Consider the following 24,232-nt stretch of genomic DNA (forward strand, 5'->3'; position numbering starts at 1 on the left):
AGAGCGCGTGGAAACAGCAGGTCACGGGCTGACCATGTGACGTTTCGCAGGCCGCTGTTGGACACATGATTCGGCGAAGGCAGGCCAACCGAAGGGGCACATGATGCCCAGTCAGGTGTACCCTCTGAGCACGATAGTCGGGCCGTGCTGCCTGGCGTAGCTCAAAGGTAGAGCAGCTGAGTTGTAATCAGCGGGTTGGGGGTTCGTTTCCTCTCGCCGGCTCCATTTCCCCCCTTGACCGCTAACGCCTCGACCGGGAACCCCGACCACCTCGGCGTCCCTGTCGGCCGCGGCCAACAGGAGCGCGGGCGTGGATGGGGAACACCACGACAAGACCACGAGCGACCCAGGGAGAACGCCATGAACATACGTGGTGCAAGCTGCTACATCGTCCCGTGTTCTCTGTTGTGGATGGCCCTCAACGTTGCTGCTGCCCTCGCTGACGGTCGCCCCGTCGAGCGAGTCTCACCCGCTCCGGAAGTCAACCCAAACGCGGTGGTGTGGCGTACGCCGGAGCCTCCCGCCGACCCCCGCGCGGGTGACGTGTGGGTGAATCCCAGGGATGGGATGGACATGGTGTACGTCCCACCGGGAGAGTTCATCTTAGGCACGGGTGACGCGGAGCTAGACGCGTGGCTGAAGGAGCACCCAGAGTATGAGCGCGAATCGTTCGCTGACGAGCAGCCGCAGTGCCGGGTGGATCTGCCGGGCTACTGGATAGGGCGCACGGAAGTCACGAACGCTCAGTACCTGCGCTTCGTGCAGGCCACCGGGCATGACGCGCCGGACCACTGGCAAGGCGGCGAGGTGCCCTCGGGCCTGGAGGACTTCCCCGTCGTGTCCGTGATAAGGGATGATGGTCGCGCGTACGCGGAATGGGCGGGCGGACGCCTACCGAGCGAGCTAGAGTGGGAGAAGGCGGCGCGCGGCGCCGACGGGCGCCTCTTCCCTTGGGGGAGCGACTGGGACAGCAAGCGGTGCCGCAACTTCGGGCTTATCACGGGCAAAACGTATGTGAGCGAAGCTGCGTCGTTGTCAGCTACCGTGGCGTGGCTTGAGTCTCACGACCCATTCCGTCATGGCCCGGCGGCGGTAGGGTCCTATCCGGCGGGTGACAGCCCCTACGGGTGCGCAGATATGGCGGGGAATGTGTGGGAATGGTGCGCGGGCTGGTATGACGAGAAGGCGCACCAGCGCCATGCCAGGGGAGACCTCGCTCCGCCTGCAAGCGGCGCCTACAAGCCGCTTCGGGGCGGTTCGTGGCTCGTCCACCCTCCACTCCTCTTCCGTTGCGCCGAGGGCGGCCTGACCCACCCTGCCGACCGCTACCACTACTACGGCAGCTTCGGTTTCCGTTGCGCCCGAGGAGCCGAATGAGCGACCATTGACCGAGTCGGTTGGCGCACGTTCTCGGGGCTGCGGCGGTCGACGACCAAGTGGCGCGTACGGCCAGCGCGATTAGCGCGTCAACCCGAACTGGCGAGAAACTGACGCGGGGCGACGGCCCACGCGCATCCCGGCGGCCGCCGCGCCTCAGCCACCGCGCGGGCTCAGGCCGGGCTCATCGTCCGCGCTTCCGCTCGCTGATGCGTTGCTCGACCTCGGCGAGCTTCTCGCGTAGATCCGCTCGTCCCGGCGCGAGCGCGGCCGCGGCCGCGTATTCGTCCCGCATCCAGGACAGATAGGGCGCTCCCTCCAGGTCGGCCCCGTGCTGCTCGATGAACGACTCGGCGAGCGCAGCCCTCGCGTCTGCATCTGCTGCTGAGGGCCCGAGGTCAACGAGTTCCGATAGCGGCTGCGCTTTGTAGGTGGCGCACGTCGTGCGATTCTGCTCGGCGCTGCTCTCGCGATAGAGGCTGCGCGGGGCGGAGAACTCCAGCAGCGGCAGGTTGTCCGTGTTCAACCGGCTGCCCGTGCTCATCCGGCGCAGATCATCAGGCCCCAGCAGAAGCCACGCCAGCACCGACACGGGCTGCTTCAACTGCGCCCGCTCGAAGTCGGGCATGATCTGTGGGCGCGCGCCCATCCGCTCGGAGAAACGATCGAAGTCCACCTTCCACGGGTGCTTCTGCGCGATCAGGGCGATGTCCACGTGGCTGCGCCCCACCCACCATAGCGTGGCGTCGGGGAAGACCTTAACGAATGTCGCGACCACGGACCGCAGATCCTGCGGGCTCATCTCGTAGAGTTGCACCCACTGGCAGATGACGCCGTCGTCGGCCAGGCTGTCGCGGAGCGCCTGGAAGTGCTCGACCGTGAATAGGCTGGCGGTGCCGCCGAACCACGGGTTCGAGGGCTCGCTGATGATGACGTCGTAGCGGCGGCGGCCGGCGGCGAGGTAGTTGCGCGCATCGGCAAACACCACGCGAAAGCGCGGGTCGGCGAACACGTCGCGGTTGGTGTCCGAGAAGTAACGAGCCCCTGCGGCCACTGCGGGCTCGATCTCGACGCACTCGATTGTGCTGGTCGGATGTAGCGCTGCGGCGCCGCACGTTGTGCCGCTGCCCAGCCCCACCACCAGCACCGATTCGGTCCTGTCAGCCAGCAGCAGCGGCAAGTGCGCGAGCATCGTCTGCGTGTCCATTTCCACGGACACGTCGCTTGCCTCGACCTTGGCGTTGATGACCAAGGACCGGTTCTGGCGTCCGCGGATCACCGCCACCGTCGCCAGCGAGCCCTCGCGGTAGAAAAGGACGTCCCGGCGCGCCGTCATGACGGCTCTGGCGGTCGCGAGTTCATCGTATTGTCTGCGGAAAAACCCGGCCACCATGAGTTCCTGTCGCCACGACGGGAGCCAGGCAACCAGCGCGGCAAGGCCCGCCAGCACGACCACTCCGCCCGCGCGGTTCGGCCCGCGCTCAACGAGCAGCACCGCCGCGGCGGTGATCATGTAGCACGCTGCGCACTGCATAACCGTCGCGCGCAGCCCAATGTGGGGAATGAGCACAAACCCGGCGGCGAACGAACCTGCAATGCAGCCAAGGGTGTTGGCGGCGTACAGCGTCCCTATGCTCCGCGATAGTACAGCGGAGCGCTGAATGAAGAGACGGCTCGCGATGGGAAACGCCGCGCCGGAGCAGAGCGCCGGCAGCAGCAGACACCCCACGATCACCAGCACCTCGAGCGCAAGCAGCGTCGGGAACGAACGCCAGAATCTCATCACAATGCTCAGGAACACGAAGGCCAGCGAGTTGTAGAAGAAGAGTAGCCCGAACGTCCCAACTCCCGCGCCGAATTGCACCGCGACGAACCACGTGACGTCAACTTCGCGCCGCGCGCTCAACCGCGCGACAAGCAGGCTGCCCAGGCCGATGCCGATCAGCACCGCCAGAAGTATCGCCGAGAAAGCGTACACCGAGCTTCCGACGTAGAGTGAGAACGCGCGCGCCCAGACGACTTCGAGCGCCAGGCCCGAGAAGCCTGACAACGCAAGGCCGAGGACGAGTATCACTCGCAGCGGGGTGTCGCCGTCGGACGGGGCATGCGCTTCCGTCTCGCCATCGGGCGACGAAGGCGCGTCAGCGGCGGGCGCGGGTCGGGGGTCCCGCGAGCCGCGTGCTTCGGCTCGGGCCCGCCACGCATCCGCGGCAAGCACCGCAGCGCCGACCGCCAGGTTGAGGCACGCGGCGAGCACCACCGCATGCCACAGGCCGAGCACGGGGAGCAGTACGAACCCAACCAGGAGCACCCCCACGGCAGCTCCCAGGGTGTTGATGCCGTACAGCCTGCCGACTTCCGGGCCGATGCCGTCAAGACGGCGCACGATCCCTTTGCTGGCGATCGGGAGCGTCCCGCCCATCAGCGCGGTTGGTGCCACCAGCGCGAGCAAGCTTGCCCAGAACTGGTACCCCACGAGCCAGGAACTGTCGTACGGCAGGCGCGACGCCAGTGCCAGGTAGCCGGCGTGAACTCCGTGAAGGACGGAGAGGCTCACCAGACCATATGCGCCGATCAGTATCTCGAGCCAAGCGTAGATACGAAACGGCCGCGCCGCCCGGTCGCCGACCCGCCCGAAGGCATAGCTGCCGAGGGCCAGGCCGCTCATGAACGCGGTCAGTGTGACCGAGATCGCGAGAGTCGTATTGCCAAAGACCGTAGCGAGTTGCCGGAGCCAGATGACCTGGTAAAACAGAGCCGACGCACCGGAGAAGAAGAAAGCGATGGCAATGACGGCGCGCAGGGGCGGTCTCGACTCCGCGGGGGGAGGGCCGGCCCGTGTGGGAGTGATATCGTCCATGTGCGAACTCACGATTGCCGTGCCCCCTCGCGGCGGCGTCCAGTGATGCAGACGGCGGCTTCGGGCCTGGAGGCGGTGGCGAGGAGTCGGCCGGCCGCGCGGTATGCCGCTGAGGGGGAACTTATAGATACCCCAGCGACCGCAGCCGCTGGCGGATGGCCTCGATCTCCTCGGCAGTGAGGGGGTGATCCACGGGCTGGCGGGGCTGGTCGGCGGGCCCTGCTGCGGCCGCGTGTGTGGAGGCAAGGTCGCGCAGCACGTACACCGCGAACTCCGTGACCGAGCGGAAGCCTGTGTCAGCGATAACGTCCTTCAGGCGTTCGTATAGCGTCCGGGGAATCTTCAGAGTCACTTGCTCGGAATCTGGCATCGCATTGCCTTCCCTTAAGCGCCGTCACTCCCGCGAGAGTATAGGCGGCCTCTCCGCCGAGTGTCAAGTTCCGTGGGACTGATGCGACCGCTGAGCCCCCGTCACTATCGAGGTTCGTGTATCAGCGCGCATTATTCATGCGCGCACACGTGACACGCAAGATACACGCGACTCAATGGTAGTATGAATAACCCAGGTTAGGGAAGGACGCAAGGGACGGCGGGGCACCTCCCAAACGAGCCTCGCCCGGAAGAGTCTACGTGTATTACCGGTGCTGCGGCAATACACGAGACTCCATAGGTATTGACGGGATGTCCGTTGTGTGGTACACTCCCAGCGGAGTGTAACTCCTATAGGAGTGTACCGGGAGGAAAGAATGGCGGAAGCGCAGTCTGCCGCTCCAGAGCAACTGAGGCCACGGGGCCTCGTGATACCGTGGTCTGTGGTGGTGTTGACGGCCGTGGTCGTGGCCGAGGTGGCATTCTTCGGCTGGCACGGAGCCGTCGGGCCGCTGCCGTGGACGACGATGGGCCTGTTGTTTGCCGTGGCATTTGCGTGCGAGTTCGTGGATTCGAGCCTGGGGATGGGCTACGGCACGACGCTCACCCCGCTGCTGATGCTCCTGGGCTTTGGGCCGCTCCGGGTGGTGCCGGTGGTGCTCCTATCGGAGTTCATCACCGGGCTCACGGCTGGGGGATTCCATCAATCCCTCGGGAATGCCAACTTCAGGCGCGGATCGCGCGACCGCGGCGTGGTCGCAGTGCTGTCGTTGGCCGGAGTCGTTGGGGCGATCGTCGCGGTGTTCGTCGCGGTCAGCATCTCGAAGGTGGCATTGAAGCTCTATATTGCGGTGATGATTCTTGCCATGGGGATTCTCATTCTGTGGCGGCGCAACCACCGATCCTCATTCTCGTGGAGTAAGATAGCCGGGTTGGGCCTGATCAGCGCGTTCAACAAGGGCATGAGCGGCGGCGGGTACGGGCCGATCGTGACCGGCGGCCAGATTCTGTCGGGCTGCGAGGGCAGGACCGCGGTCGGCTGCACCTCCATCGCAGAGGCGCTGATATGCCTCGTCGGGGTCATATCCTACGTGTTCGTCAAGGGCTGGCCGGATCCGGTGCTGGCCCTGCCGATCATCGTCGGCGCGACGATCTCCGCCCCATGCGCGGCGCTGACGACGAAGGTGCTCGACCGCAAGACGCGGCTGGAGGTGCTGATCGGCATCGTCGTCCTCGTCCTCGGCGCGGTCACTCTCTGGAAGGCGCTGGCCTAGAGGCAGCGCTGTGCTGTTTGCAGTGTGGGGGCACGGCATGTCTAACCGCCGCAGGCGGGCCGTGCCCCTCGCTGTTGGTGGGCGACGCGCCGCGCTCCGACGGCCGCGTTCGACACATCAGGCAGAGCGGGGAATGGGTCAGGTGCAGGCGCATGGAGGGGAAGAGCTCGGTGGTGCCGGGGGCGGGAGTCGAACCCGCGTGTCCGTCTCCGGACCGAGGATTTTAAGTCCCCTGCGTATACCGATTCCGCCACCCCGGCAGACAAGCTGACAGATCACAGCATACACATGACAGAATCGAAACCAGGACAAGAATAGCACTGCGCGAGGGAGAGTGCAATAGCTGCACTGACACTCGCAACATGGTCGGCGGGCCTCAATGCCTGGCGAGTGGCGTAGCGGAACTGCACGAGCTGGGCAGGCGGCCTCGACTGCCCAGGCCAGTCGCTTCGCGTCGGCGGAGATCAAACGGATTGCTACCGCGAAGAGCGGCTCAGCGTACAACTCGAGCGAATGCGCACGGCTCAGCCTCTAGATCGCGCACCCACTGAGAGGATGCGGACCCGCCTGCAGACTCCGCCCCAGCGCGCCTCTACGGGCACTTGCTGTAGCCGCAGGAGCGGCAGACCAGGCAGCCTTCGCTCAGCTCGATCGTTCCGCCGCACTCCGGGCACTGGGGACAGAGGCCGAGGAGATCGGCAATCTCCTTCTGCACCTGGCCCTCATCCTCCGCGGCGTCACCGATCCGGTGCCGCTCGATCGCCTTGGAAATCGCGTCGGCGCAAGACAGCACCTTGCCGCCGTTCTCCCAGGATAGGTTCGGGCAGCGGATGCCCTTGAGCTGGTCTATGACCGACTCCGGGGCGACCCCCGAACGCAGCGCGAGCGAGATCAGCCGGCTCACCGCCTCGGCCTGCGACGCCATGCACCCGCCTTGCTTGCCCATCGAGGTGAAGACTTCGCACAGCCCGTGCTCGTCCTCGTTGATGGTGACGTATAGGTTGCCGCAGCCGGTGCGGGTCTTGTACGTCGCCCCGCGCGTGACGTGCGGGCGCGGGCGCGGCGTGATGTGCTGGCCGGGCGCGCGCGACTGCTGCTCGACTTGGCCGGCGTCCTGCGCGCCGGTGGTCAGCACCTGCTCTCGGCGACTGCCGTCGCGGTACACGGTGACCCCCTTGCATCCCAGCCGATAGGCGAGCATGTACACGGAGCGAACGTCCTCCGGCGTCGCCTCCTGGCGGAAGTTGACGGTTTTACTCACGGCGTTGTCGGTGTGCTTCTGGAACGCCGCCTGCGTGCGCACGTGCCACTCCGGGGACACGTCGTAGGCCGTCACGAACAGACGGCGCACATCCTCGGGAATGTCGTTCAGTTCGCCGATGCTCTTCTGCTGCGAGATCGTCTCCATCAGCGCTTCGGAGTAGAACCCGCGCTCCTTGGCGACCTCCTCGAACAACGGGTGCACCTCGAGGAGCTTCTGGCCGTCGAGGATGTTGCGCGTGAAGACGACCGCGAACAGCGGCTCGACCCCGCCCGAGCAGCCCGCGATGATGGACAGCGTTCCCGTCGGCGCGATGGTCGTAATGGTGGCATTGCGCAGCGGCTCGCCGTCGGCGTGGGTGCTCTTGTCGAAATTCGGGAAGGGACCGCGCGTGCGGGCGAGTTCGACGGATGCGGCGCGCGCCTTCTCGCCGATGAACTCCATGATCTGCTCGCCGATGCGCAAAGCATCCTCGTGGTTGTAAGGAATGCCGAGGCGGATGAGCATGTCGGCAAAGCCCATGACCCCGAGGCCGATCTTGCGGTTGGCCTTGGTCATCTGCTCGATTTCGGGCAGCGGGTAGCGATTCTGGTCTATGACGTTGTCCAGGAAATGCACCGCGCGGGTGACGACGTCGCCGAGGCGGGCGTAGTCAATCTCCGGCCCGGAGGGCGTGTCCTTGACCATGTGGGCGAGGTTGATGGAACCAAGGTTGCACGATTCGTATGGGAGCAGCGGCTGCTCGCCGCACGGGTTGGTGCTCTCGATGTCGCCCAGCGCGGGGGTCGGATTATCACGATTGATGCGGTCGAGGAAGACGATGCCCGGCTCGCCGTTGCGCCACGCCATGTCCACGATGAGATCGAAGACATGGCGCGCGGCGAGCGCGCGCACGCTTTGCCCGGTGCGCGGGTTGATGAGTTCGTAGTCCTCGCCCTGCTCGACTGCGCTCATGAAGGCCTCGGTGATGCCAACCGAGATGTTGAAGTTGGTGAGCACCGCAGGATCCTGCTTGCAGGCGACGAATTCGAGGATGTCGGGGTGATCCACCTTGAGGATCGCCATGTTGGCGCCGCGCCGCGTGCCGCCTTGCTTGACCGCCTCGGTCGCCGAGTTGAAGACCTTCATGAAGCTGACCGGCCCGGAGGCGATGCCGCCGGTGGAGGCGACGCGATCGTTCTTGGGGCGGATGCGGCTGAATGAGAAGCCGGTGCCGCCGCCGCTCTGGTGAATGAGTGCCGTGTTCTTGATTGCGGTGAAGATGGACTCCATCGCGTCGGCGACCGGCAAGACGAAGCACGCGGAGAGCTGCTGCAGATCTCGCCCGGCGTTCATCAGGGTCGGCGAGTTGGGCAAGAAGTCGAGACTCGCCATCAGCTCGTAGAAGTCGAGGGCGATGCTTTCGGTATCAACCGACGGGTCGTGCTTGCGGTCGGCGCCGGCGATGTCCACGGCAACGCGCCAGAACATCTGCTCCGGCGTCTCGACCGGGTTGCCGTCGGCATCCTTTCTCAGATACCGCCGCTCGAGGACAGTCAAGGCGTTGTCGTTCAGTTGTGGCTGCATCAGTTGCGGCATTTCCTGTTCCTCGTTTCGTGTAGTTCGTGCTCCAGGCGGCGTTGGCGGCGAGTGGGACCCCGCCGCTTCGCGCGGCCTAGGTGCCATGCTGTGCGAGCCCTCGAATCTCCTCGAGGAAAGAGTCCACGTCACGGAACTCCTTGTACACCGACGCGAAGCGCACGTAGGCCACCGCGTCCAACTGTCGCAGGCGCTCCATCACCATCTCGCCGATCTGCGGCGCGGGAACCTCGGTCGCCATCTGATCCCGCAGCGCCCTCTCGATCTCGTCCGCGAGGCGCTCGATATCCTCGCGCGACACCGGCCGCTTCTCACAGGCCTTGGTGATCCCGACCATGATCTTACTGCGGTCGTACGGCTCGCGGCGACCGTCCTTCTTGATGACAAACAGCGGCACCTCCTCAGGCCGCTCGTAGGTATTGAACCGCCGCCCGCAGCTCTCGCATTCCCGCCGACGCCTGATCGCTGCGCCGTCCTCAGCGAGGCGGGAGTCAACGACCCGGCTTTCCGGGCTGTGACAGAATGGGCAGGTCATTTCGACTCAACTCACGCGTGTTTCGAAACGCGAATTCGCAATAGTCCTTATCTCAGAAACTCGGGCAGCGACTGAAACTTGATCGCCCCGCCCTCGTACGTCAGCAGCGCCTTCCGCTTGTCGTGATGTCGGCACACGAGCAGGAGCATCTTCTCCTTGGCTCTCTCGGCAATCGCCCCGCCCGCGTCGCCGCGAGGATACTCGTAACTGGTCAGGATGGTCCGCTCGCGTGCTTCGATGCGGCGGTCGCTTGGGCAATACCATACATCTCGGTCGGACCGCTTGTAGATCTCGCTGAGGTCTTGGGGATACTCGCCGTGATCCTCGCGCACCATCTCCAGGGCCGTTCCCAACTGCCTGAGATTGTTGATGCACATCGTGCGACGCGCAGCCCCGCGCGCGGCCCCGCTGACCGAAAACACCAGACCGGCGAGGATGATGATAATGACCAGGACGACCATCAGCTCCACGAGCGTGAAGGCGCGCCTGGAAGCGACGCTGTGCCGCAGGAGCTGGCTGTTCCAGTGAGACGACCTTCCCGTCATCGTCTTCTGCTTCCGGCGTAGTCGCCGCGGCCTGGCACAACTCGCCCAGGCCCGCAACGTCTCATCCCGTTTCATCCCACACGATTGCGAACGAGAGAATGCCTCGTCCGCTCCGTGTACGCCCGCGATCACCCCGTCTCCGGTCGGCCGCAGAGGCCCTTTCGAGTTCGCCGGAATGACCGGCAGAGGCTGTTTGACCTCCGCACACAGCGCCGACCATATCTAGGGGCGGGCGGCATAATACCACACAATATATTGTGTGTCAATAGGATTATACCACTTTTTGCGCGGAAATCAGGATTCCCGGGCATCAGGCATGATTCGCCACGCGATTGCAAACACCCTTTTGCGTAATTTGGCCGGGTGTCGCCGCTCGAGGACAGAGGGGTAGGACCTTCGGCTCGCCACGGCCATCCCGCGAAACGGAACGGGCCATTGAGGCGGGAGTGAAGCAACCGGGCCCCTCAGCGACGCCGCAAGGCGCGCTGTTCTGAGTCCGGCGTGACCTGGAGGGCATCACGACGGGGCCGGCGTCTCGCCCGCCGAACCGCGCGGGTTCGCAGGCGCGACGGCTGCGCCATTGAGGAATGACGCCCGGCTTGAGTGCATGCCATGGCGGCCAAAGGTGCGCGTTCAATGCTCCAATAATCATTTCCTTGACACCTGGAAATGCCGTTGCTATACTGCCCACGACCACCGGCGCAGGAGTTTCGCGGCGGCCAATCACCTTCTCCTGCGCCCCTCCAGGCCAGGCTGACGACAAGGACGCAGCGCACGCCCCATGAGCGCGGAACCTCGAACGGCGGTCATCACCGGCGGAGCCGGCTTTCTCGGATCCCACCTCTGTGACGCGCTGGTGAAACGGGGATACCGCGTCATCTGCCTTGACAATCTGATCACCGGCGACGAGGCGAACGTGCAGCATCTGCAGAGCAACCCGCGCTTCGCCTTCAGGCGCCACGACGTCAGCGAACCGTTCGATGTGGACGAGCCGGTGGATTGCGTGCTGCACTTCGCCAGCCCGGCGAGTCCGGTTGACTTCCCGCGCCACGCCATCGAGATACTCAAGGTCGGCTCGGCGGGGACTCACAACGCTCTCGAGGTCGCTCGCGACAAGGGGGCGAGATTCCTCCTGGCCTCAACCTCTGAAGTCTACGGCGACCCGGAGGTGCACCCGCAAACCGAGGAGTATCGCGGGAACGTCAATCCGATCGGCCCGCGCTCGTGCTATGATGAGGCCAAGCGGTTCGCGGAGGCTTTGACGAGCGCCTACCGAAGGATGCACGGCGTGGGCACTGGGATTGCGCGGATATTCAACACCTACGGCCCGCGCATGCGGCTCGACGACGGGCGCGTGGTGCCGAACTTCATTGCGCAGGCATTGCGCGGCAAGCCGGTCACTGTCTACGGCGACGGATCGCACACGCGGAGCTTCTGCTACGTGTCGGACCTGGTTGATGGGCTGCTGCGGCTACTCGATTCCGCCGAGGCCGGGCCGGTTAACATTGGAAACGACAAAGAGATGCGGGTGATCGAACTGGCGCGCCTCATCATCCCGTTGACGGGATCGAACAGTAGGATAGAGTTCGTGCCGCCGCAGACCGACGACCCCAGGGCTCGCCGACCGGACCTGACCATGGCTCGGGAACGCCTCGGCTACGAGCCCCGCGTGTCGCCCGAAGAAGGCCTGTCGCAGACCATTGAGTGGTTCAAGGCGCGCCTCGCGCGGGAGCAAACCTGATGAGGTCCGCGTGTTACCGAGGGGCATGCGGACCAGGCAGTCACTCACGAACGCCATTCCAGGGGAACCTCGGCGGCTTGCCCAATGTCCGTGACCACCAGAGGAGACATGAATGACCGATGCAGCACTTCGCGCTGCGCAGGAGCAGCGCATTGCGGATTACCTCGAGGACGTTCAGCGTATCATTGCGGAACTGCCCGGGGATGCCATCAGCGAGATCGCCGACGTCATGTACGACGCATACACGCGCGGCCGTCACATCTTCGCGTTCGGCAACGGCGGCAGCTCGGCGTGCGCCTCGCACTTCATCGAGGACGTTGCCAAGGGCATTGACTACGGCCCGGATCGGCCTCGCTACCGCGCGCTCGCCCTGACGGACAGCGTCGCGCTTATCACCGCTTGGGCCAACGACACGGCGTACGAGAACATCTTCGCCGAGCAGCTTCGCAACTTCGTCGAGCCGGGCGACGTCGCACTCGGCATCAGCGCGAGCGGCAACTCCGCGAACGTCCTGCGGGCCGTTGAACTGGCGAAGGAGGTCGGAGCGTTCACGGTGGGGCTGACCGGATATGATGGCGGACGCCTCGCGAAGCTCGCCGATCGCGCCATCATCGTTCCCAGCGACAACATGCAGAAGATCGAGGACGTCCACCTCGTGATCTGCCACCTGATATACGTGTGCCTACGGGACACCGAGCGCGCGGCGGGCAAGTGAATCGCTGCGGCGACAGGCCTTTCGGCGGCGGGTGCCGAATCCGGTGGGTCAAGCAGGATCAGGACTCCGCATGTATGGCCTCTACGTCATTACCGAGCGCTGGCAAGGGCGGAGCCACGCCGACGTGGCGCGCGCTGCCCTGGCCGGGGGCGCCAAAACGATCCAACTGCGCGACAAGGGCATGGCGGTCCGCGAACTTTTCGCGACAGCGCGCGAACTGCGGGAGATGTGCGAACAGGCAGGGGCGCTGTTCATCGTCAACGACCGGCTCGATGTAGCGCTGGCCGCCCAGGCGCACGGCGTGCACCTCGGCGACGAGGATTTGCCGGTCGCGGATGCGCGGCGCGCTCTCGCTGGATGGGAGCGCCGCCGGTTCATCATCGGGGCGTCGGCTGCTACGGTCAAGGAAGCGCAGCAGGCCGTGGCGGACGGCGCGGATTACCTCGGCGTCGGCGCGATGTTCGCGACCGACACCAAACCCGATGCCGGCGCGCCGGTGGGTCCGCAGCGGCTCGCCGAGATCCGGCGCGAGGTCTCGCTGCCGCTGGTGGCCATCGGCGGCATTACCATTGACAACGCGGCGGACGTAGTGCGCGCGGGCGCGGACGCGGTCGCGGTGATCTCAGCGGTCAGCCGCGCTGAGGATATGGAAGCAGCGGTGCGCCACCTGGCCGACGCGATCGAGCGCGCGAAACGCGCGAGAGGAAGCAGGTAGCGCGCACCAGCATGCAGGTGTAACGTCGAGACACCATGAACCTCAAAGACCTCGGCGAATTCGGCCTCATCGCGCGACTGCGCGCCCGGTGGCCTCAGATGTCTGGGGCGGTTGTCGTCGGCCCGGGCGATGACACGGCCGCGATCAGGCCCGAGCCGGGTCACCTGCTCCTCTTCACGGTGGACGCCATGGTGGAAGACGTCCACTTCCGCCGTCGGTGGATGGCGCCGAACGACCTCGGCTGGAAGGCGATGGCGCAGAATATCAGCGACATTGCGGCGATGGGCGGCCAGCCGACCCAGGCACTCGTCTGCCTCAGCCTTCCCGGCGACCTGGACTCGCAATTCGTTGACAAACTCTACGACGGGCTTGACGCTGCCGCAAGTGAATACGGCGCGAGCATAATCGGCGGCGACATCGTCGGCTCGACTGGCGGCGTGATGGTCTCGGTGTCGCTGCTCGGCGAAGTGGAGGAAGCTCTCCTGATGCGTCGGTCTGGGGCGCAGCCGGGCGACGTGCTGATGGTGACGGGAGCCCTCGGCGATGCCGCCGCGGGGCTGCGAATCCTCGAGGCAGAGCGGTCGCCCGGAGAAGACAAAGAGGACGCCGTTGTGAAACACTTACGCCCCGTGCCGCGGCTCAATGAGGCGCGCATCCTGGCGCGCGGCGGCCATGTTACCGCGGCGATTGATGTCAGTGACGGGCTGGCAGGTGACGCCCGGCATATCGCGGAAGAGAGCGGCGTCGGCGTGCGCCTGTACGCCGACCGCGTGCCCATCGGCGCGGCGTGTGCGGCCGCAGCGAAACGTCTTGACGTGGATCCGCTCGACCTCGCCCTGCGCGGAGGAGAGGACTACGAGCTGTTGGTGGCGGTGCGCCCCGATGAGGCCGAACGACTGGCTGAGTTCCTGCACCATGAGACGGCCGTGCCCCTGACGGCAGTAGGGGAGGTCGTGGATGCGGAGCAGGGCGAGACCCTCGTGCGCTCCGATGGCGACGAAATGCCGCTCGCTGGCGCGTTCGACCATTTCTCGCAGTCGCGCGGCTAACTCAGGCCGGCGCGTGGCTCTGCGCGTCACGCCAGCCCTGCATCCATCGCACGACCGCTGGCGGCGCTGGCACGGAGGAGGACAATTGAGTTATCTGATCGGCATTGATGTCGGCACAACCGGAACCAAGACACTGCTCGTCGCCCCCGACGGCAGCATCGTCGCGCGCGCCAACTACGAGTACCCGCTGCACACGCCGAAGCCGGCGTGGGCCGAGCAAGATCCCGCGGATTGGTGGGACGCAACGGCCAAAGGCATTCGCGATGTCCTGAGCGCGAGTGGGGTCGCGCCTGGGGAGGTTGCGGGCATCGGGTTGTCCGGGCAGATGCACGGCTCGGTGTTCCTCGATGAGCGCAACGAAGTGCTGCGCCCCGCGATTCTGTGGTGCGACCAGCGCACCGCCGACCAGTGCCGCTGGATTACCGAGCGCGCGGGCGAGAAGACGGTAGTCGAAGAGACTTTCAACCCGGTGCTCACCGGCTTCACCGCGCCGAAGATCGTATGGCTGCGGCAGAACGAACCGGACACCTATGCCCGCGTGCGCAAGATCCTGCTCCCCAAGGACTACGTCCGGCTCAAGCTGACCGGCGAGTTCGCGACGGAGGTCTCGGACGCGTCGGGTACATCGCTCCTCAATATCGCCGAGCGGCGCTGGTCGCAGAAGATGCTCGCGGCGCTCGACCTCACCGAGGACATGCTGCCCGCAGTGTACGAGTCGCCGGAGGTTTCGGGGCGCATCTGCAAGGAAGCGGCGGAGGCGACGGGCTTGGCCGAGGGGATCCCGGTCGTCGGCGGCGGCGGGGATCAGGCCGCGGGCGCCGTCGGCAACGGCATCGTCCGCGAGGGCGTAGTCTCAGTCACCACCGGCACCTCGGGCGTCGTCTTCGCGCACATGGATGAGCCGAAGATGGACGCGCAGCTTCGCACCCACACCTTCTGCCACGCCGTGCCGGGGAAGTGGCACGTCATGGGCGTTATGCTTTCCGCAGGCGGCTCGCTGCGATGGTATCGCGATGCGCTCGCCGAGCAGGAGGTGTCCATCGCAAACGAGCGCGGCATTGACCCCTATGAGTTGCTGACGGAACAGGCGACGCACGCCCCGCCGGGGTGCGAGGGACTGATCTTCCTGCCGTATCTGACGGGCGAGCGCACGCCGTACCCGGATCCCTGGGCGCGCGGCGTGTTCTTCGGGCTCAACCTGCGGCACGGCAGACCGCATCTCGTGCGCGCGATACTCGAGGGTGTCTCATATGGCCTGCGCGATTCGCTCGAGATCCTGCGTGCGATGGGCCTGCCGATTTCCCAGGTGCGCGCATCCGGCGGCGGCGCCCGCAGCGAGCTGTGGCGGCAGATCCAGGCAGACGTGTTCGATGCGGAACTGGTGACGATCAACGTTGACGAGGGACCCGCCTTCGGCGTCGCGCTGCTGGCGGGCGTTGGGGCGGGCATCTACGCCAGTGTCGAGGATGCGTGCGATCGCACGATCTCCGTCACGCAGCGCACCATGCCCAACCCGGACAACTCGGCGCTCTACGACACCTTCTATCCCATCTACCAGGCGCTGTACGCCTCGCTGAAGGATCACTTCGTCGAGGTAGGACGACTTGTAAGCTGACGGCGGGTGTGTGCAGCCGCCGGCCTACGCGTTCGCCATGGCTCCGATGATCATCACTCGCCGAGAGGCCGTTTGCGCGGCAATCGCGCACGAAGAGACGGGACATATTCCGTACTCGTTCCAGTTCACCGGGCCGGCTGCGGAAATGCTCGCCGCGCACTACGGGACGGACGACCTCGACGCCGCTATTGGCAACTGCATTCGCTGTTTCGGCGGCCCATGGTGGGAGTTCGTCAACGCGCCGGAAGAGCAACTGGCCCACGACGCGCCGTCGCGCGTGGCGGACGTCCGCGGCATCGGCAGTTACCCCGAGTTCTACGATACCGTCTCCCGCCTGCGCGAGACGACGGACTGCTTTCTGCTCGTGACGTACTACGCGTCGCTGTTCGAGAAGGCGTGGTTCCTGCGCGGCATGGAGAACCTGCTGGTTGACATGGCGCAGCACGAGGACTACTGCGACGCGCTGTTCGAGCGCATCGTGACTGCCGACCTGAGCATGCTCGAGATGATGCTCGGCGCTGACGTGGACGGTGTCCTGCTCGGCTGCGATTGGGGCGCGCAGAAATCGTTGCTGATGGGCCCGGACTACTGGCATCGCTACATCGGCCCGCGCCACGCGCGCATGTTCAAGCTCATCCGCCAGTCGGGCAAGGCCGCGTTTCTCCACTCCTGCGGCAACATCTTCGCGGTGCTGCCGGAAGTCGTCGAGATGGGCGTGCAGGTGCTCAACCCCGTGCAGCCGGAGTGCATGGACATCCGCGAGATCAAACAGCGTTTCGGCGACCGGCTCGCGTTCTGGGGCGGCATCAGCACACAGCAGACGCTGCCGCGCGGGACGCCAGAGGAAGTCCGCCGCGAGGTGCGCGAGGTTGCGGCGCTGCTCGGCGCGGGTGGCGGGTACATTCTGTCACCGGCGCAGTCCATTCAGGACGACGTCCCACTCGCCAACTGCCTCGCGCTGATCGAAGAAGCGCAGGCGCTGCTGGTGCCGCGGTAGCGGAGTGTCAAAAGCGGCACGCCCCGGAAGCCCACGGTCTCAGCCTACCGAAGATCCTCGCGATATTGTCTTCCTGGTATGGCTCTTACGGGAGCGAACTCCACGCAGCGAACGCCTTCTCGGTTGGCGTCATACCACGTCTGGCGAGCGCGCATTCCGTGCGTCATTCTGGCCGGCCCGGATGATCGGTCGCTTCCACCGCCCGGTGGCATAATACGCCAGGCTCAGGAGCGCGCTGCACCCGACGCTGAGCAGCATCGCCCACCAGATTCCCCGCACGTCGTGCATGCGCCGCGGGAGTATGTATGCCAGCGGCAGGCGAACTCCCCATAGCCCGATCACCGAAATCAGCGTCGTCCACGTGGTGTAGCCTGCCCCGTTGATGACCCCGTTGCTGGCGAACAGTACCGCATAGAGCACATACGTGATGCCCACGATGCGCAGGTAACTGACGCCGATGGCGATCACCTCCGGCTCATTGAGAAAAGCCCGGAGCAAGACCCCGGGAATGCTGATTACCACCACCGTGATCAGGAGCGAGATGACCACGCTGACCAGGAGACCCCAGCGGAAGACGAGGTGGACCCGCTCGTAGCGCTTCGCCCCGATGTTCTGCCCGGCCAGCGTGGAGATCGCTGCGCCGATGGTGATGGCGGGGAGAAAGGAAACCTGGTCAATGCGCAAGCCCGCGCCGAACGCCGCGTCTGCGTTCTCGCCGAACCTGCTCACGAAACTCACGATGACAAGCAGGCTCACGGAGACGACGGAGTGCTGAACCATCGCCGGCAGGCCGATCCTGACCAGCAGCCACGCGGTCGAGGCCTCGACCCGCAGCCGCCGCCAGTCCGGCGTCACCAACGGCTTTCTGACCTGGATGTACGCCACAAGCGCCGCGACGCCCACCGCCTGCGCGATGACGCTCGCCCACGCCGCTCCGGCGATGCCGAGCGCTGGCAGCCCGAGCAGGCCGAACATCAACAAAGGGTCGAGCACGATATTGAGCCCCACGGAAACGGTCTGGAAATACACCGGCGTGGCGGAGTCGCCGATCCCCCGGAGCATGGAAGCGAGCAGGAAGAAGCCGAAGCCGAACGGCAGCCCGAGCAGGAAGATGCGCATGTAGCTGAAAGCGGACGGCAAGACTCCCGCCGGCGTGTTAATGGCCACGAGCAGATCGCGAGCGACGATCTCGCCGACAACCAGGAATACGAAGCTGGATCCGCCGATGAGCACGATGGATGTCTGCACCGCGGATTTCAGCCGCTCCCAGTCGCGGGCCCCGTAGTGCTGAGCGATCACGATGTTCGTGGCGAGTGTCAGCCCGGCGGCAACGGCGATGAGCACGAACACCGCCGGCATGCTGACGGTGATCGCGGCGAGGGCCGTAGTGCCGAGGAACTTGCCGACCCAGAACGCGTTGACGAGACTGTATGCAGTATGCAGCAAACTCCCCGCCAGCATGGGCGTGGAGAAAGCGACGAGATGCCGGGGGATGCTGCCGGTGGTCAAATCGCGCCCGCTCTGTGGACGCCGCGCGCCGGCGGTCGTTTGGTTGGTGCCGAGACTCATGCAGGACATTGTACCCTAACAGGCCATCCCTGCGAAATAGCCGTCACCCCGGAGCGGCAAAAGAGTCGTCGCGCTGTACGGCGCTCGGCTGCCCACCGCGGTCGCCAACGAGCGACTCGCGCTTGCGGGGCCGCTGGGGGTTCCGGTATAATGCGCGCGGAGACCGGAGCCGCGTATGCCACCCCAGACGATTACGCAGAAGATCCTTGCCGCTCATTGCGGCCGCGACGACGTCGCACCCGGGGAGTTCATCAACGTCACGCTCGACCTGCTCGTCGGCAACGACATCACCGCGCCCATCGCTATCGAGCAGTTCCGCCGCATCGGCGCCGAGCGGGTATTCGACCGCGACCGGATCGTGCTCGTGCCGGATCACTCGACGCCGAACAAGGACATCAACTCCGCCCAGCAGTGCCTGGCGATGCGCCGGTTCGCCAGGGAGCAGCATCTCTCGCGCTACTTCGAAGTGGGCCGCATGGGCATCGAGCACGCGCTGATCCCCGAGCAGGGCCTGGTGACGGCGGGCGATTGCGTCATCGGCGCCGACTCGCATACGTGCACGTACGGCGCGCTCGGGGCCTTCGCGACAGGCGTCGGCTCGACCGACCTCGCCGCCGCCATGGCGACCGGGGAGACGTGGCTGCGCGTCCCGGAGTCAATTAGGTTCGTCTTCAACGGACGGCGGCAGCCGTGGGTCGGCGGAAAAGACCTGATCCTCTACACCATCGGGCGCATCGGCGTCTCGGGAGCGCTGTACCAGGCGATGGAGTTCACGGGCGAAGCGATTCGCGCCCTGCCCATGGCCGACCGGCTGACTATGTGCAACATGGCCATCGAGGCGGGCGGCAAGAACGGGATCATCGAGCCGGACGATATCACGCGCGCGTATCTCGACGGCCGCTCCCAGCGCGAGCCGCGATTCCTCAGCAGCGATGACGACGCGGAGTACGCCGTGATCCATGAGTTCGACTGCGCGGATATTGAGCCGCAGGTCGCCTTCCCTCATCTGCCGGAGAACGCGCGGCCGATCAGCGAAGTGGGGGAGGTGTGCATAGACCAGGCCGTCATCGGATCGTGCACCAACGGGCGGATCGAGGACCTGCGCATCGCAGCCCACGTGCTGCGCGGGCGCGAGGTCAGCCCGGACGTCCGGCTGGTGGTGATCCCCGCGACGCAGCAGGTCTATCGCCAGGCTCTGCGCGAGGGGCTGATTGATATCTTCCTTGACGCAGAGGCGGCGGTCTCGACGCCGACGTGCGGCCCGTGCCTCGGCGGGCACATGGGCGTCCTGGCGGAGGGCGAGCGCGCGATCGCGACCACCAACCGCAACTTCGTCGGCAGAATGGGCCACCCGTCGAGCGAGGTCTATCTCAGCGGACCGGCGATCGCCGCCGCGTCGGCAGTCCTCGGGCGCATCGCGAGCCCGGCGGAACTCGGTGCTGACCCACCCGAGGAGGGTTGAACTGCCATGATCCTGAAAGGCCGCGCACACAAATACGGCGATCACGTCAACACCGACGTCATCATCCCCGCGCGCTATCTCAACGTCAGCGACGCCGATCAACTTGCGGCGCACTGCATGGAGGACCTTGACGCGGAGTTCGTCAAACGCGTGCAGCCCGGCGACGTCATGATCGGCGGCGAGGATTTCGGCTGCGGCAGCTCGCGCGAGCACGCGCCGATGGCGATCAAGGCGTCGGGCGTGAGCGCGGTCATCGCGCGCAGCTTCGCGCGCATCTTCTTCCGTAATGCCATCAACATCGGCCTGCCCGTGCTCGTCAGCCCGCAGGCCGCGGCCGAGATCGAAGCCGGCGACGACGTGCAGATCGACCTGACGTCAGGCACGATCAGTGATGTCACGCGCGGCAAGACATATCAGGCCCAACCTTTCCCGGAGTTCCTCCAGGACATCATCTCGGCAGGCGGGCTGATACCGTACACGCGGCGGCGCCTGGGCATCGGGACGACCGAAGACTAGCCGCCGGTTTTCACGGATGGGCGCGGATTCCGATAACGTTGCGGGCGGGAAGCGCACAGAGACACCAGACGTTCGTGGTTCGGATCGTGTCTTGATCCGTGCCGATCTGCGTTAATCCGCGGCGAGCCGACGTGGTTACCCCAACTGGCTCGTCGTCTTAACGAACTCTTTGACCTGCTTCTCGAACTGGGAGCGTGGGAGCAGAACCGAGCGCCCGCATGTGAGGCACTTGACGCGGATATCCATGCCGGTGCGCACGATCTCCCACACGTCGCCGCCGCAGGGGTGGGTCTTGCGCAGGCGAACCTGGTCGCCGAGGCTTATGTGCATCGGGCCGTTCACGAACGATGTATTCGGCACAGACAGGGCAGGCCCTGTCGGATACGGAGGGCGATGTTGAAGTCAAGGATTATCATTGCGCTCAGTTCGCTCGCGCTGGGAGCCGTCCTCGCCATCGGGTGCCAGCGAGGCGGCGCGCCGCCGGGGGCACAAGCACCGCGCCTGGCGTACTCGACGGCAAGCCTCGCCAACGTCTTCTGGCAGCGGGTCACGGACGGCGTGCGCCAAGGGGCGGAAAAGGCCGGCGCGGAACTCCTCGTCGTTGACGCCCAGGGCGACGCCCGCAAGCAGCTCAGCGACATCGAGGATCTCGTCCAGCAGGACGTGGACGCGATACTGATTTCGCCGTACCAGAGCGATCCCATCGTGCCTGCCGTACGCGCCGCGAATGAGGCGAAGGTTCCCGTCGTGATCGTGGATATCGGCGTGAAGGGCGGCGAATACGTCGCGCTTATCATATCCGACAACGAGGCCGGGGGTCGGCTTGCAGGGGAGTTCATTGCGGAGCGGATCGGCGCAAAGGGGCCGGTGGCGCACATCTCGGCGCAGCCGGGTGTCGAGAACGCGCGCAAGCGCGGTCAGGGCTTTGCCGATGTCATGAAGCAGCGCGGCATCGAGGTCGCCGCCAGCCAGACGGCGTACTCCGAGCGCGCGAAGGGCATGGAGGTGATGGAGAACATGCTCCAGGCGCATCCCGACATCCGCGCCGTGTTCTGCGAGAACGACGAGATGGCGCTCGGGGCGACCCGGGCGCTTGCGGGCGCAGGGCGAAAGGACGTGGTCGTCGTCGGTTTCGATGGGAACGCCGATGCGCTGGAGGCGATTCGCGAGGGCGACCTGGCGGCGACCGTCGCGCAGCAGCCCGAGGAGATGGGACGCATGGGCGTGCGCATCGCGCTCAGCACCTTGAGGGGTGAGCCGGTGGAGAAGACGGTGCAGGTGCCGGTGAAACTCATCACGCGCGACAATCTGGCGGAGTTCCTGCCGAAGGAGGCGTCCCGATGACGCCGCGACAGCGCGCCATCGAGGCGCTGGAACTGCGCCGACCGGACGGACTGGTGCCGCACCTGGAGTTGGAATTCCAGTTGTCCGAGGAAGTGTTCGGCAAGCACGCGCTCCGCGGCGACGACCTCAAGGAGGTCAGCGGCGCGCGCCGTCAGGATATGCTCAAGCGCAATGCCGAGCACTGGGTCGAAGTCGCTCGCGAATTCGATTACTCCGTGATTACCGGTCTGCACTGGCTGCCGCTGGAGGACCAGTTGGCGAGCTTCGAGTACGTGCGCGAGATCGCCGGCGACACGTATATGCTCAGCGCGTTCGTTGACGGCACGTTCTCCATCCCCAGCGGCGAGAACATGGTGGAGCACGTAGTGTTCCTGACCGAGCGCAAGCAAGAAGCTCTGGAGAAGGCGCAGCAGCAGGTCGAAGGGGCGATCGAGCACGGCTTGAAGCTGATTCGCGGCGGCGCGGAGATAGTGTTCATGTGCGCGGACTACTGCTTCAATGACGGCCCGTTCCTGTCGCCCGCCATGTTCGCGGAATATGTCGCGCCATTCCTGCGCCAGCAGTGCACGGCGTGGAACGCCGCCGGCGCATATGCGTGCAAGCACACCGACGGCGATATCATGCCTATCCTCGACCAGTTGGCCGACTCCGGCGCGCGGGCGCTGCACTCACTCGACCCCATGGCGGGTGTGGATATCGCCGAGGTCAAGCGACTCGTCGGCGACCGCATGTGTTTGATCGGCAACGTCAACCTCGCATACGTGCAATCCGGCACACCGCGACAGATCGCCGAGAGCGCGCGCTACTGCCTGCGCCACGGCGGCGTGAACCAGGGCGGGTACATCTATGCCACGAGCAACTGCATCTTCAACGGCGTGCCGATTGAGAGCTATCGCCATATGCTCCGCGTGCGCGAGGAGTACGGCGGTCCGGGCGCGGAGCCGTAGGCGGGACAGGGCCTGCGCGGCACCATCCGACTCTGGCGGAGCGGCGCGACAACGCCGACCGCGTTTTCGGGTTAGAATAGCAGTGGGAAGAAGCGGCTTGGGGGTACGCCTTGGAGGGAGGACGGCGATGAGACGATGTGGCGCGCGATTCGCCGCGGCTATTGGGCTCGTGGTGGCGATCGCAGGGCTAGCGGGGCCGGCGGACGCCCGAATCATCGGCACCGATTTCGAGGTCATCCTCGGTTCGAATACCGCCGCCGCTCTGGAGCAAAGGTACGGCGTGTACCGCGACGAGGCGGCGGAGAAGCGCCTCGAGAAACTGGGCAAGGAAATGGTCGCGGTGTCGGGCCGCACGGGCTTGAACTACCGCTTTGGCATCCTCAACACGAAGGAGATCAACGCGCTTGCGGTGCCCGGGGGCTGGGTGTACGCGACGCGCGGGTTGATGACGGAGAAGCTGTCCGATGACGAGCTCGCGTTCGTCATGGGGCACGAGGTGGCGCACATCGCCAAGCGGCACGGCGTGAGGCAACTCGAGCAGGGGATCGGGCTGTCGCTCGCGTTCGGTCTCATCTTGGACCGCTCGGCGACGACCGAAGCCTTGGTGTCGGATCTGCTGCAAGTCTTGCTTGTGAGCGGTTACAGCCGCGACCACGAGCGCGAGGCCGACGGCATGGCGGTGCGCTATCTGCTCAAGACGGGTCACAGCCCCAGGGGCGGCGTGACGTTTCTGAAACGGCTGGAGTCGTTGGACAAGACCAAGCCATCGGAACTCAGCCGGTGGTTCGCGACCCACCCGCCGACCAACGAACGCATCCGGGTGCTGGAGGAGAAGATCGCGGCGGCGGAGAAACACACAACCCAGTAGTCTCACCTGACTCGCATGAGGCCGGGCCGTGTGGGCCCGGCCGTGGCGGCCGGGAGCCAACCGTTGCGGGGGCATGAGGCTATTCATGCCCTCGCTGCTCGTTGTGGGGCGCATCGATCATGCGCGGGCTACGTATCGCCGGATCGAATCGGATCCGATGGCGGAATGAATCTCCGGCATAGGGCTGCGACGCGTGAGGGAGGAGCCAGAATGATGTCAGGACGCAACACGACGCTGATAGTGTCGGTTATCGTCGGGTTGGCCTTCGTGATGGCCGTCCCGTATCCGGCGAGTGCTGAGGAGACGGCGGCGGCGCAAGCGCCGGAGTCACTCACCCTGGATGACGCCATTGCCACGGCCCTGGAACTCAATCCGCGCCTGCACGAGGCGGAACAGAATCTGCGGGCTGCGCGGGCGACGGTCGTCCAGGCGCGTGCCGGCAAGTCGCTGACTGCCAATCTCGAGGTCGTTCGTACACACGTCAGCGACGTGGCCGAATTCGTCCTGCCTGTACCTGCCCCGCCGCCCGAGTACATCAGCTTTGAGCAGGTCACCTTCGGGCGCAAGGATCAGACGCAAGGCACGCTTACTGTTGCCAAGCCGCTGTACACCGGCGGGGCTGTGCCGGCTGCGGTGCGCCAGGCCAGCGCTGGCGTGTCCGCGCAGTCGGAGCAGTTGACGCGTGTCCGCCAGTCAGTCGTGAATGACGTCAAGCAGGCCTACTACGGCGTGCTGCTGGCGGCGGACCTGGTTCGAGTCGCCGAGCAGACCGTAGACGCGGCGGGTGAGTATGTGCGATTGGCCCAGGCCATCTTCGATGCGGGCACCGCGCCCCGCTTCGACGTGCTGCGGGCGGAGACGCGACTCGCCGAGAGCGAGCAGCTCCTCATCCAGG

Annotated in this window: 21 protein-coding genes and 2 tRNA genes; 15 read left to right on the top strand and 8 right to left on the bottom strand. The window is 65.7% G+C overall.

Annotation, left to right across the window (positions count from 1 at the left end; translation table 11 throughout):
- Nucleotides 1-149: 149 nt before the first annotated feature.
- Nucleotides 150-225 (top strand) — tRNA-Thr (locus JSV65_01185).
- 135 nt (nucleotides 226-360) lie between these two features.
- A complete protein-coding gene (locus tag JSV65_01190) occupies nucleotides 361-1,377 on the top strand; it encodes an SUMF1/EgtB/PvdO family nonheme iron enzyme (GenBank protein ID UCH34996.1) in 1,017 nt (338 codons plus the stop codon).
- A 184-nt stretch (nucleotides 1,378-1,561) separates the two neighbouring features.
- Here the strand turns inward: JSV65_01190 and JSV65_01195 are convergent, their stop codons facing one another.
- A complete protein-coding gene (locus JSV65_01195; GenBank protein ID UCH34997.1) occupies nucleotides 1,562-4,237 on the bottom strand; it encodes a fused MFS/spermidine synthase in 2,676 nt (891 codons plus the stop codon).
- A 121-nt stretch (nucleotides 4,238-4,358) separates the two neighbouring features.
- Nucleotides 4,359-4,607, bottom strand: a complete 249-nt coding sequence (locus JSV65_01200) for a CopG family transcriptional regulator (GenBank protein UCH34998.1) — start codon at nucleotides 4,605-4,607, stop codon at nucleotides 4,359-4,361.
- Between the two features lie 526 nt (nucleotides 4,608-5,133).
- Between JSV65_01200 and JSV65_01205 the strand changes: the two genes are divergently transcribed.
- Nucleotides 5,134-5,880: a sulfite exporter TauE/SafE family protein gene (locus tag JSV65_01205; protein ID UCH36664.1), complete on the top strand. Its 747-nt coding sequence runs from the start codon at nucleotides 5,134-5,136 to the stop codon at nucleotides 5,878-5,880.
- 171 nt (nucleotides 5,881-6,051) lie between these two features.
- Here the strand turns inward: JSV65_01205 and JSV65_01210 are convergent.
- From JSV65_01210 to JSV65_01225, 4 genes are all read right to left on the bottom strand, one after another.
- A tRNA-Leu gene (locus JSV65_01210) sits at nucleotides 6,052-6,140 on the bottom strand.
- Nucleotides 6,141-6,472: 332 nt separating this feature from the next.
- A complete protein-coding gene (locus tag JSV65_01215) occupies nucleotides 6,473-8,707 on the bottom strand; it encodes a vitamin B12-dependent ribonucleotide reductase (GenBank protein ID UCH34999.1) in 2,235 nt (744 codons plus the stop codon).
- 88 nt (nucleotides 8,708-8,795) lie between these two features.
- On the bottom strand, nucleotides 8,796-9,254 hold the full coding sequence (gene nrdR, locus JSV65_01220; protein ID UCH35000.1) for a transcriptional repressor NrdR: 459 nt from the start codon (nucleotides 9,252-9,254) through the stop codon (nucleotides 8,796-8,798).
- Between the two features lie 47 nt (nucleotides 9,255-9,301).
- Nucleotides 9,302-9,799 (bottom strand): type II secretion system protein, encoded by a 498-nt coding sequence (locus tag JSV65_01225; GenBank protein UCH35001.1) that lies wholly within the window; start codon nucleotides 9,797-9,799, stop codon nucleotides 9,302-9,304.
- 781 nt (nucleotides 9,800-10,580) lie between these two features.
- On the opposite strand from JSV65_01225, the gene JSV65_01230 reads away from it, so the two are divergent.
- The 6 genes from JSV65_01230 (at nucleotide 10,581) to JSV65_01255 (ending at nucleotide 16,631) form a co-directional block, all read left to right on the top strand.
- Nucleotides 10,581-11,540: an SDR family oxidoreductase gene (locus JSV65_01230; protein ID UCH35002.1), complete on the top strand. Its 960-nt coding sequence runs from the start codon at nucleotides 10,581-10,583 to the stop codon at nucleotides 11,538-11,540.
- Nucleotides 11,541-11,652: 112 nt separating this feature from the next.
- A complete protein-coding gene (locus tag JSV65_01235) occupies nucleotides 11,653-12,255 on the top strand; it encodes an SIS domain-containing protein (protein UCH35003.1) in 603 nt (200 codons plus the stop codon).
- A gap of 70 nt (nucleotides 12,256-12,325) precedes the next feature.
- Entirely contained in the window at nucleotides 12,326-12,970 is a 645-nt protein-coding gene (gene thiE / locus JSV65_01240; GenBank protein UCH35004.1) for a thiamine phosphate synthase, read from the top strand.
- A gap of 35 nt (nucleotides 12,971-13,005) precedes the next feature.
- Complete coding sequence (thiL, locus tag JSV65_01245; protein ID UCH35005.1) at nucleotides 13,006-14,019, top strand: thiamine-phosphate kinase; 1,014 nt, start codon at nucleotides 13,006-13,008, stop codon at nucleotides 14,017-14,019.
- A gap of 85 nt (nucleotides 14,020-14,104) precedes the next feature.
- A complete protein-coding gene (gene xylB, locus JSV65_01250; protein ID UCH35006.1) occupies nucleotides 14,105-15,634 on the top strand; it encodes a xylulokinase in 1,530 nt (509 codons plus the stop codon).
- A 37-nt stretch (nucleotides 15,635-15,671) separates the two neighbouring features.
- Nucleotides 15,672-16,631, top strand: coding sequence for a hypothetical protein (locus JSV65_01255; protein UCH35007.1), 960 nt, complete (start codon nucleotides 15,672-15,674; stop codon nucleotides 16,629-16,631).
- 129 nt (nucleotides 16,632-16,760) lie between these two features.
- Here JSV65_01255 and JSV65_01260 read toward each other — a convergent pair whose 3' ends face one another.
- Nucleotides 16,761-18,200, bottom strand: coding sequence for an MATE family efflux transporter (locus JSV65_01260; protein UCH35008.1), 1,440 nt, complete (start codon nucleotides 18,198-18,200; stop codon nucleotides 16,761-16,763).
- A gap of 175 nt (nucleotides 18,201-18,375) precedes the next feature.
- Here JSV65_01260 and leuC point away from each other — a divergent pair, with 175 nt between their 5' ends.
- Both leuC and JSV65_01270 read left to right on the top strand, forming a co-directional pair.
- Nucleotides 18,376-19,662, top strand: coding sequence for a 3-isopropylmalate dehydratase large subunit (gene leuC, locus JSV65_01265; protein ID UCH35009.1), 1,287 nt, complete (start codon nucleotides 18,376-18,378; stop codon nucleotides 19,660-19,662).
- A 6-nt stretch (nucleotides 19,663-19,668) separates the two neighbouring features.
- Entirely contained in the window at nucleotides 19,669-20,178 is a 510-nt protein-coding gene (locus tag JSV65_01270; protein UCH35010.1) for a 3-isopropylmalate dehydratase small subunit, read from the top strand.
- A 135-nt stretch (nucleotides 20,179-20,313) separates the two neighbouring features.
- Here the strand turns inward: JSV65_01270 and JSV65_01275 are convergent, their stop codons facing one another.
- A complete protein-coding gene (locus JSV65_01275) occupies nucleotides 20,314-20,508 on the bottom strand; it encodes a DUF951 domain-containing protein (GenBank protein ID UCH35011.1) in 195 nt (64 codons plus the stop codon).
- Nucleotides 20,509-20,571: 63 nt separating this feature from the next.
- Between JSV65_01275 and JSV65_01280 the strand changes: the two genes are divergently transcribed.
- The 4 genes from JSV65_01280 to JSV65_01295 all read left to right on the top strand — a co-directional run.
- Entirely contained in the window at nucleotides 20,572-21,522 is a 951-nt protein-coding gene (locus JSV65_01280) for a substrate-binding domain-containing protein (protein ID UCH35012.1), read from the top strand.
- Nucleotides 21,519-22,469 carry a hypothetical protein gene (locus JSV65_01285; GenBank protein ID UCH35013.1) on the top strand — a complete coding sequence of 317 codons (951 nt, stop codon included), beginning with the start codon at nucleotides 21,519-21,521 and terminating at the stop codon, nucleotides 22,467-22,469. Before JSV65_01280 ends, JSV65_01285 begins: the two co-directional genes overlap by 4 nt.
- A gap of 127 nt (nucleotides 22,470-22,596) precedes the next feature.
- Nucleotides 22,597-23,337: a M48 family metalloprotease gene (locus tag JSV65_01290; GenBank protein UCH35014.1), complete on the top strand. Its 741-nt coding sequence runs from the start codon at nucleotides 22,597-22,599 to the stop codon at nucleotides 23,335-23,337.
- A gap of 210 nt (nucleotides 23,338-23,547) precedes the next feature.
- On the top strand, nucleotides 23,548-24,232 hold a 685-nt coding region (locus tag JSV65_01295; protein ID UCH35015.1), incomplete at its 3' end, for a TolC family protein.

Source organism: Armatimonadota bacterium (assembly GCA_020354555.1).
Classification (GTDB): domain Bacteria; phylum Armatimonadota; class Hebobacteria.

What these genes read in the sequence shown, in the direction of transcription:
- JSV65_01190 (UCH34996.1), top strand. Translation starts at nt 361, where the DNA reads ATGAACATACGTGGTGCAAGCTGCTACATCGTCCCGTGTTCTCTGTTG.
- JSV65_01195 (UCH34997.1), bottom strand. Translation starts at nt 4,237, where the DNA reads ATGGACGATATCACTCCCACACGGGCCGGCCCTCCCCCCGCGGAGTCG.
- JSV65_01200 (UCH34998.1), bottom strand. Translation starts at nt 4,607, where the DNA reads ATGCCAGATTCCGAGCAAGTGACTCTGAAGATTCCCCGGACGCTATAC.
- JSV65_01205 (UCH36664.1), top strand. Translation starts at nt 5,134, where the DNA reads ATGGGCCTGTTGTTTGCCGTGGCATTTGCGTGCGAGTTCGTGGATTCG.
- JSV65_01215 (UCH34999.1), bottom strand. Translation starts at nt 8,707, where the DNA reads ATGCAGCCACAACTGAACGACAACGCCTTGACTGTCCTCGAGCGGCGG.
- nrdR (UCH35000.1), bottom strand. Translation starts at nt 9,254, where the DNA reads ATGACCTGCCCATTCTGTCACAGCCCGGAAAGCCGGGTCGTTGACTCC.
- JSV65_01225 (UCH35001.1), bottom strand. Translation starts at nt 9,799, where the DNA reads ATGACGGGAAGGTCGTCTCACTGGAACAGCCAGCTCCTGCGGCACAGC.
- JSV65_01230 (UCH35002.1), top strand. Translation starts at nt 10,581, where the DNA reads ATGAGCGCGGAACCTCGAACGGCGGTCATCACCGGCGGAGCCGGCTTT.
- JSV65_01235 (UCH35003.1), top strand. Translation starts at nt 11,653, where the DNA reads ATGACCGATGCAGCACTTCGCGCTGCGCAGGAGCAGCGCATTGCGGAT.
- thiE (UCH35004.1), top strand. Translation starts at nt 12,326, where the DNA reads ATGTATGGCCTCTACGTCATTACCGAGCGCTGGCAAGGGCGGAGCCAC.
- thiL (UCH35005.1), top strand. Translation starts at nt 13,006, where the DNA reads ATGAACCTCAAAGACCTCGGCGAATTCGGCCTCATCGCGCGACTGCGC.
- JSV65_01255 (UCH35007.1), top strand. Translation starts at nt 15,672, where the DNA reads ATGGCTCCGATGATCATCACTCGCCGAGAGGCCGTTTGCGCGGCAATC.
- JSV65_01260 (UCH35008.1), bottom strand. Translation starts at nt 18,200, where the DNA reads ATGAGTCTCGGCACCAACCAAACGACCGCCGGCGCGCGGCGTCCACAG.
- leuC (UCH35009.1), top strand. Translation starts at nt 18,376, where the DNA reads ATGCCACCCCAGACGATTACGCAGAAGATCCTTGCCGCTCATTGCGGC.
- JSV65_01270 (UCH35010.1), top strand. Translation starts at nt 19,669, where the DNA reads ATGATCCTGAAAGGCCGCGCACACAAATACGGCGATCACGTCAACACC.
- JSV65_01275 (UCH35011.1), bottom strand. Translation starts at nt 20,508, where the DNA reads ATGCACATAAGCCTCGGCGACCAGGTTCGCCTGCGCAAGACCCACCCC.
- JSV65_01280 (UCH35012.1), top strand. Translation starts at nt 20,572, where the DNA reads ATGTTGAAGTCAAGGATTATCATTGCGCTCAGTTCGCTCGCGCTGGGA.
- JSV65_01285 (UCH35013.1), top strand. Translation starts at nt 21,519, where the DNA reads ATGACGCCGCGACAGCGCGCCATCGAGGCGCTGGAACTGCGCCGACCG.
- JSV65_01290 (UCH35014.1), top strand. Translation starts at nt 22,597, where the DNA reads ATGAGACGATGTGGCGCGCGATTCGCCGCGGCTATTGGGCTCGTGGTG.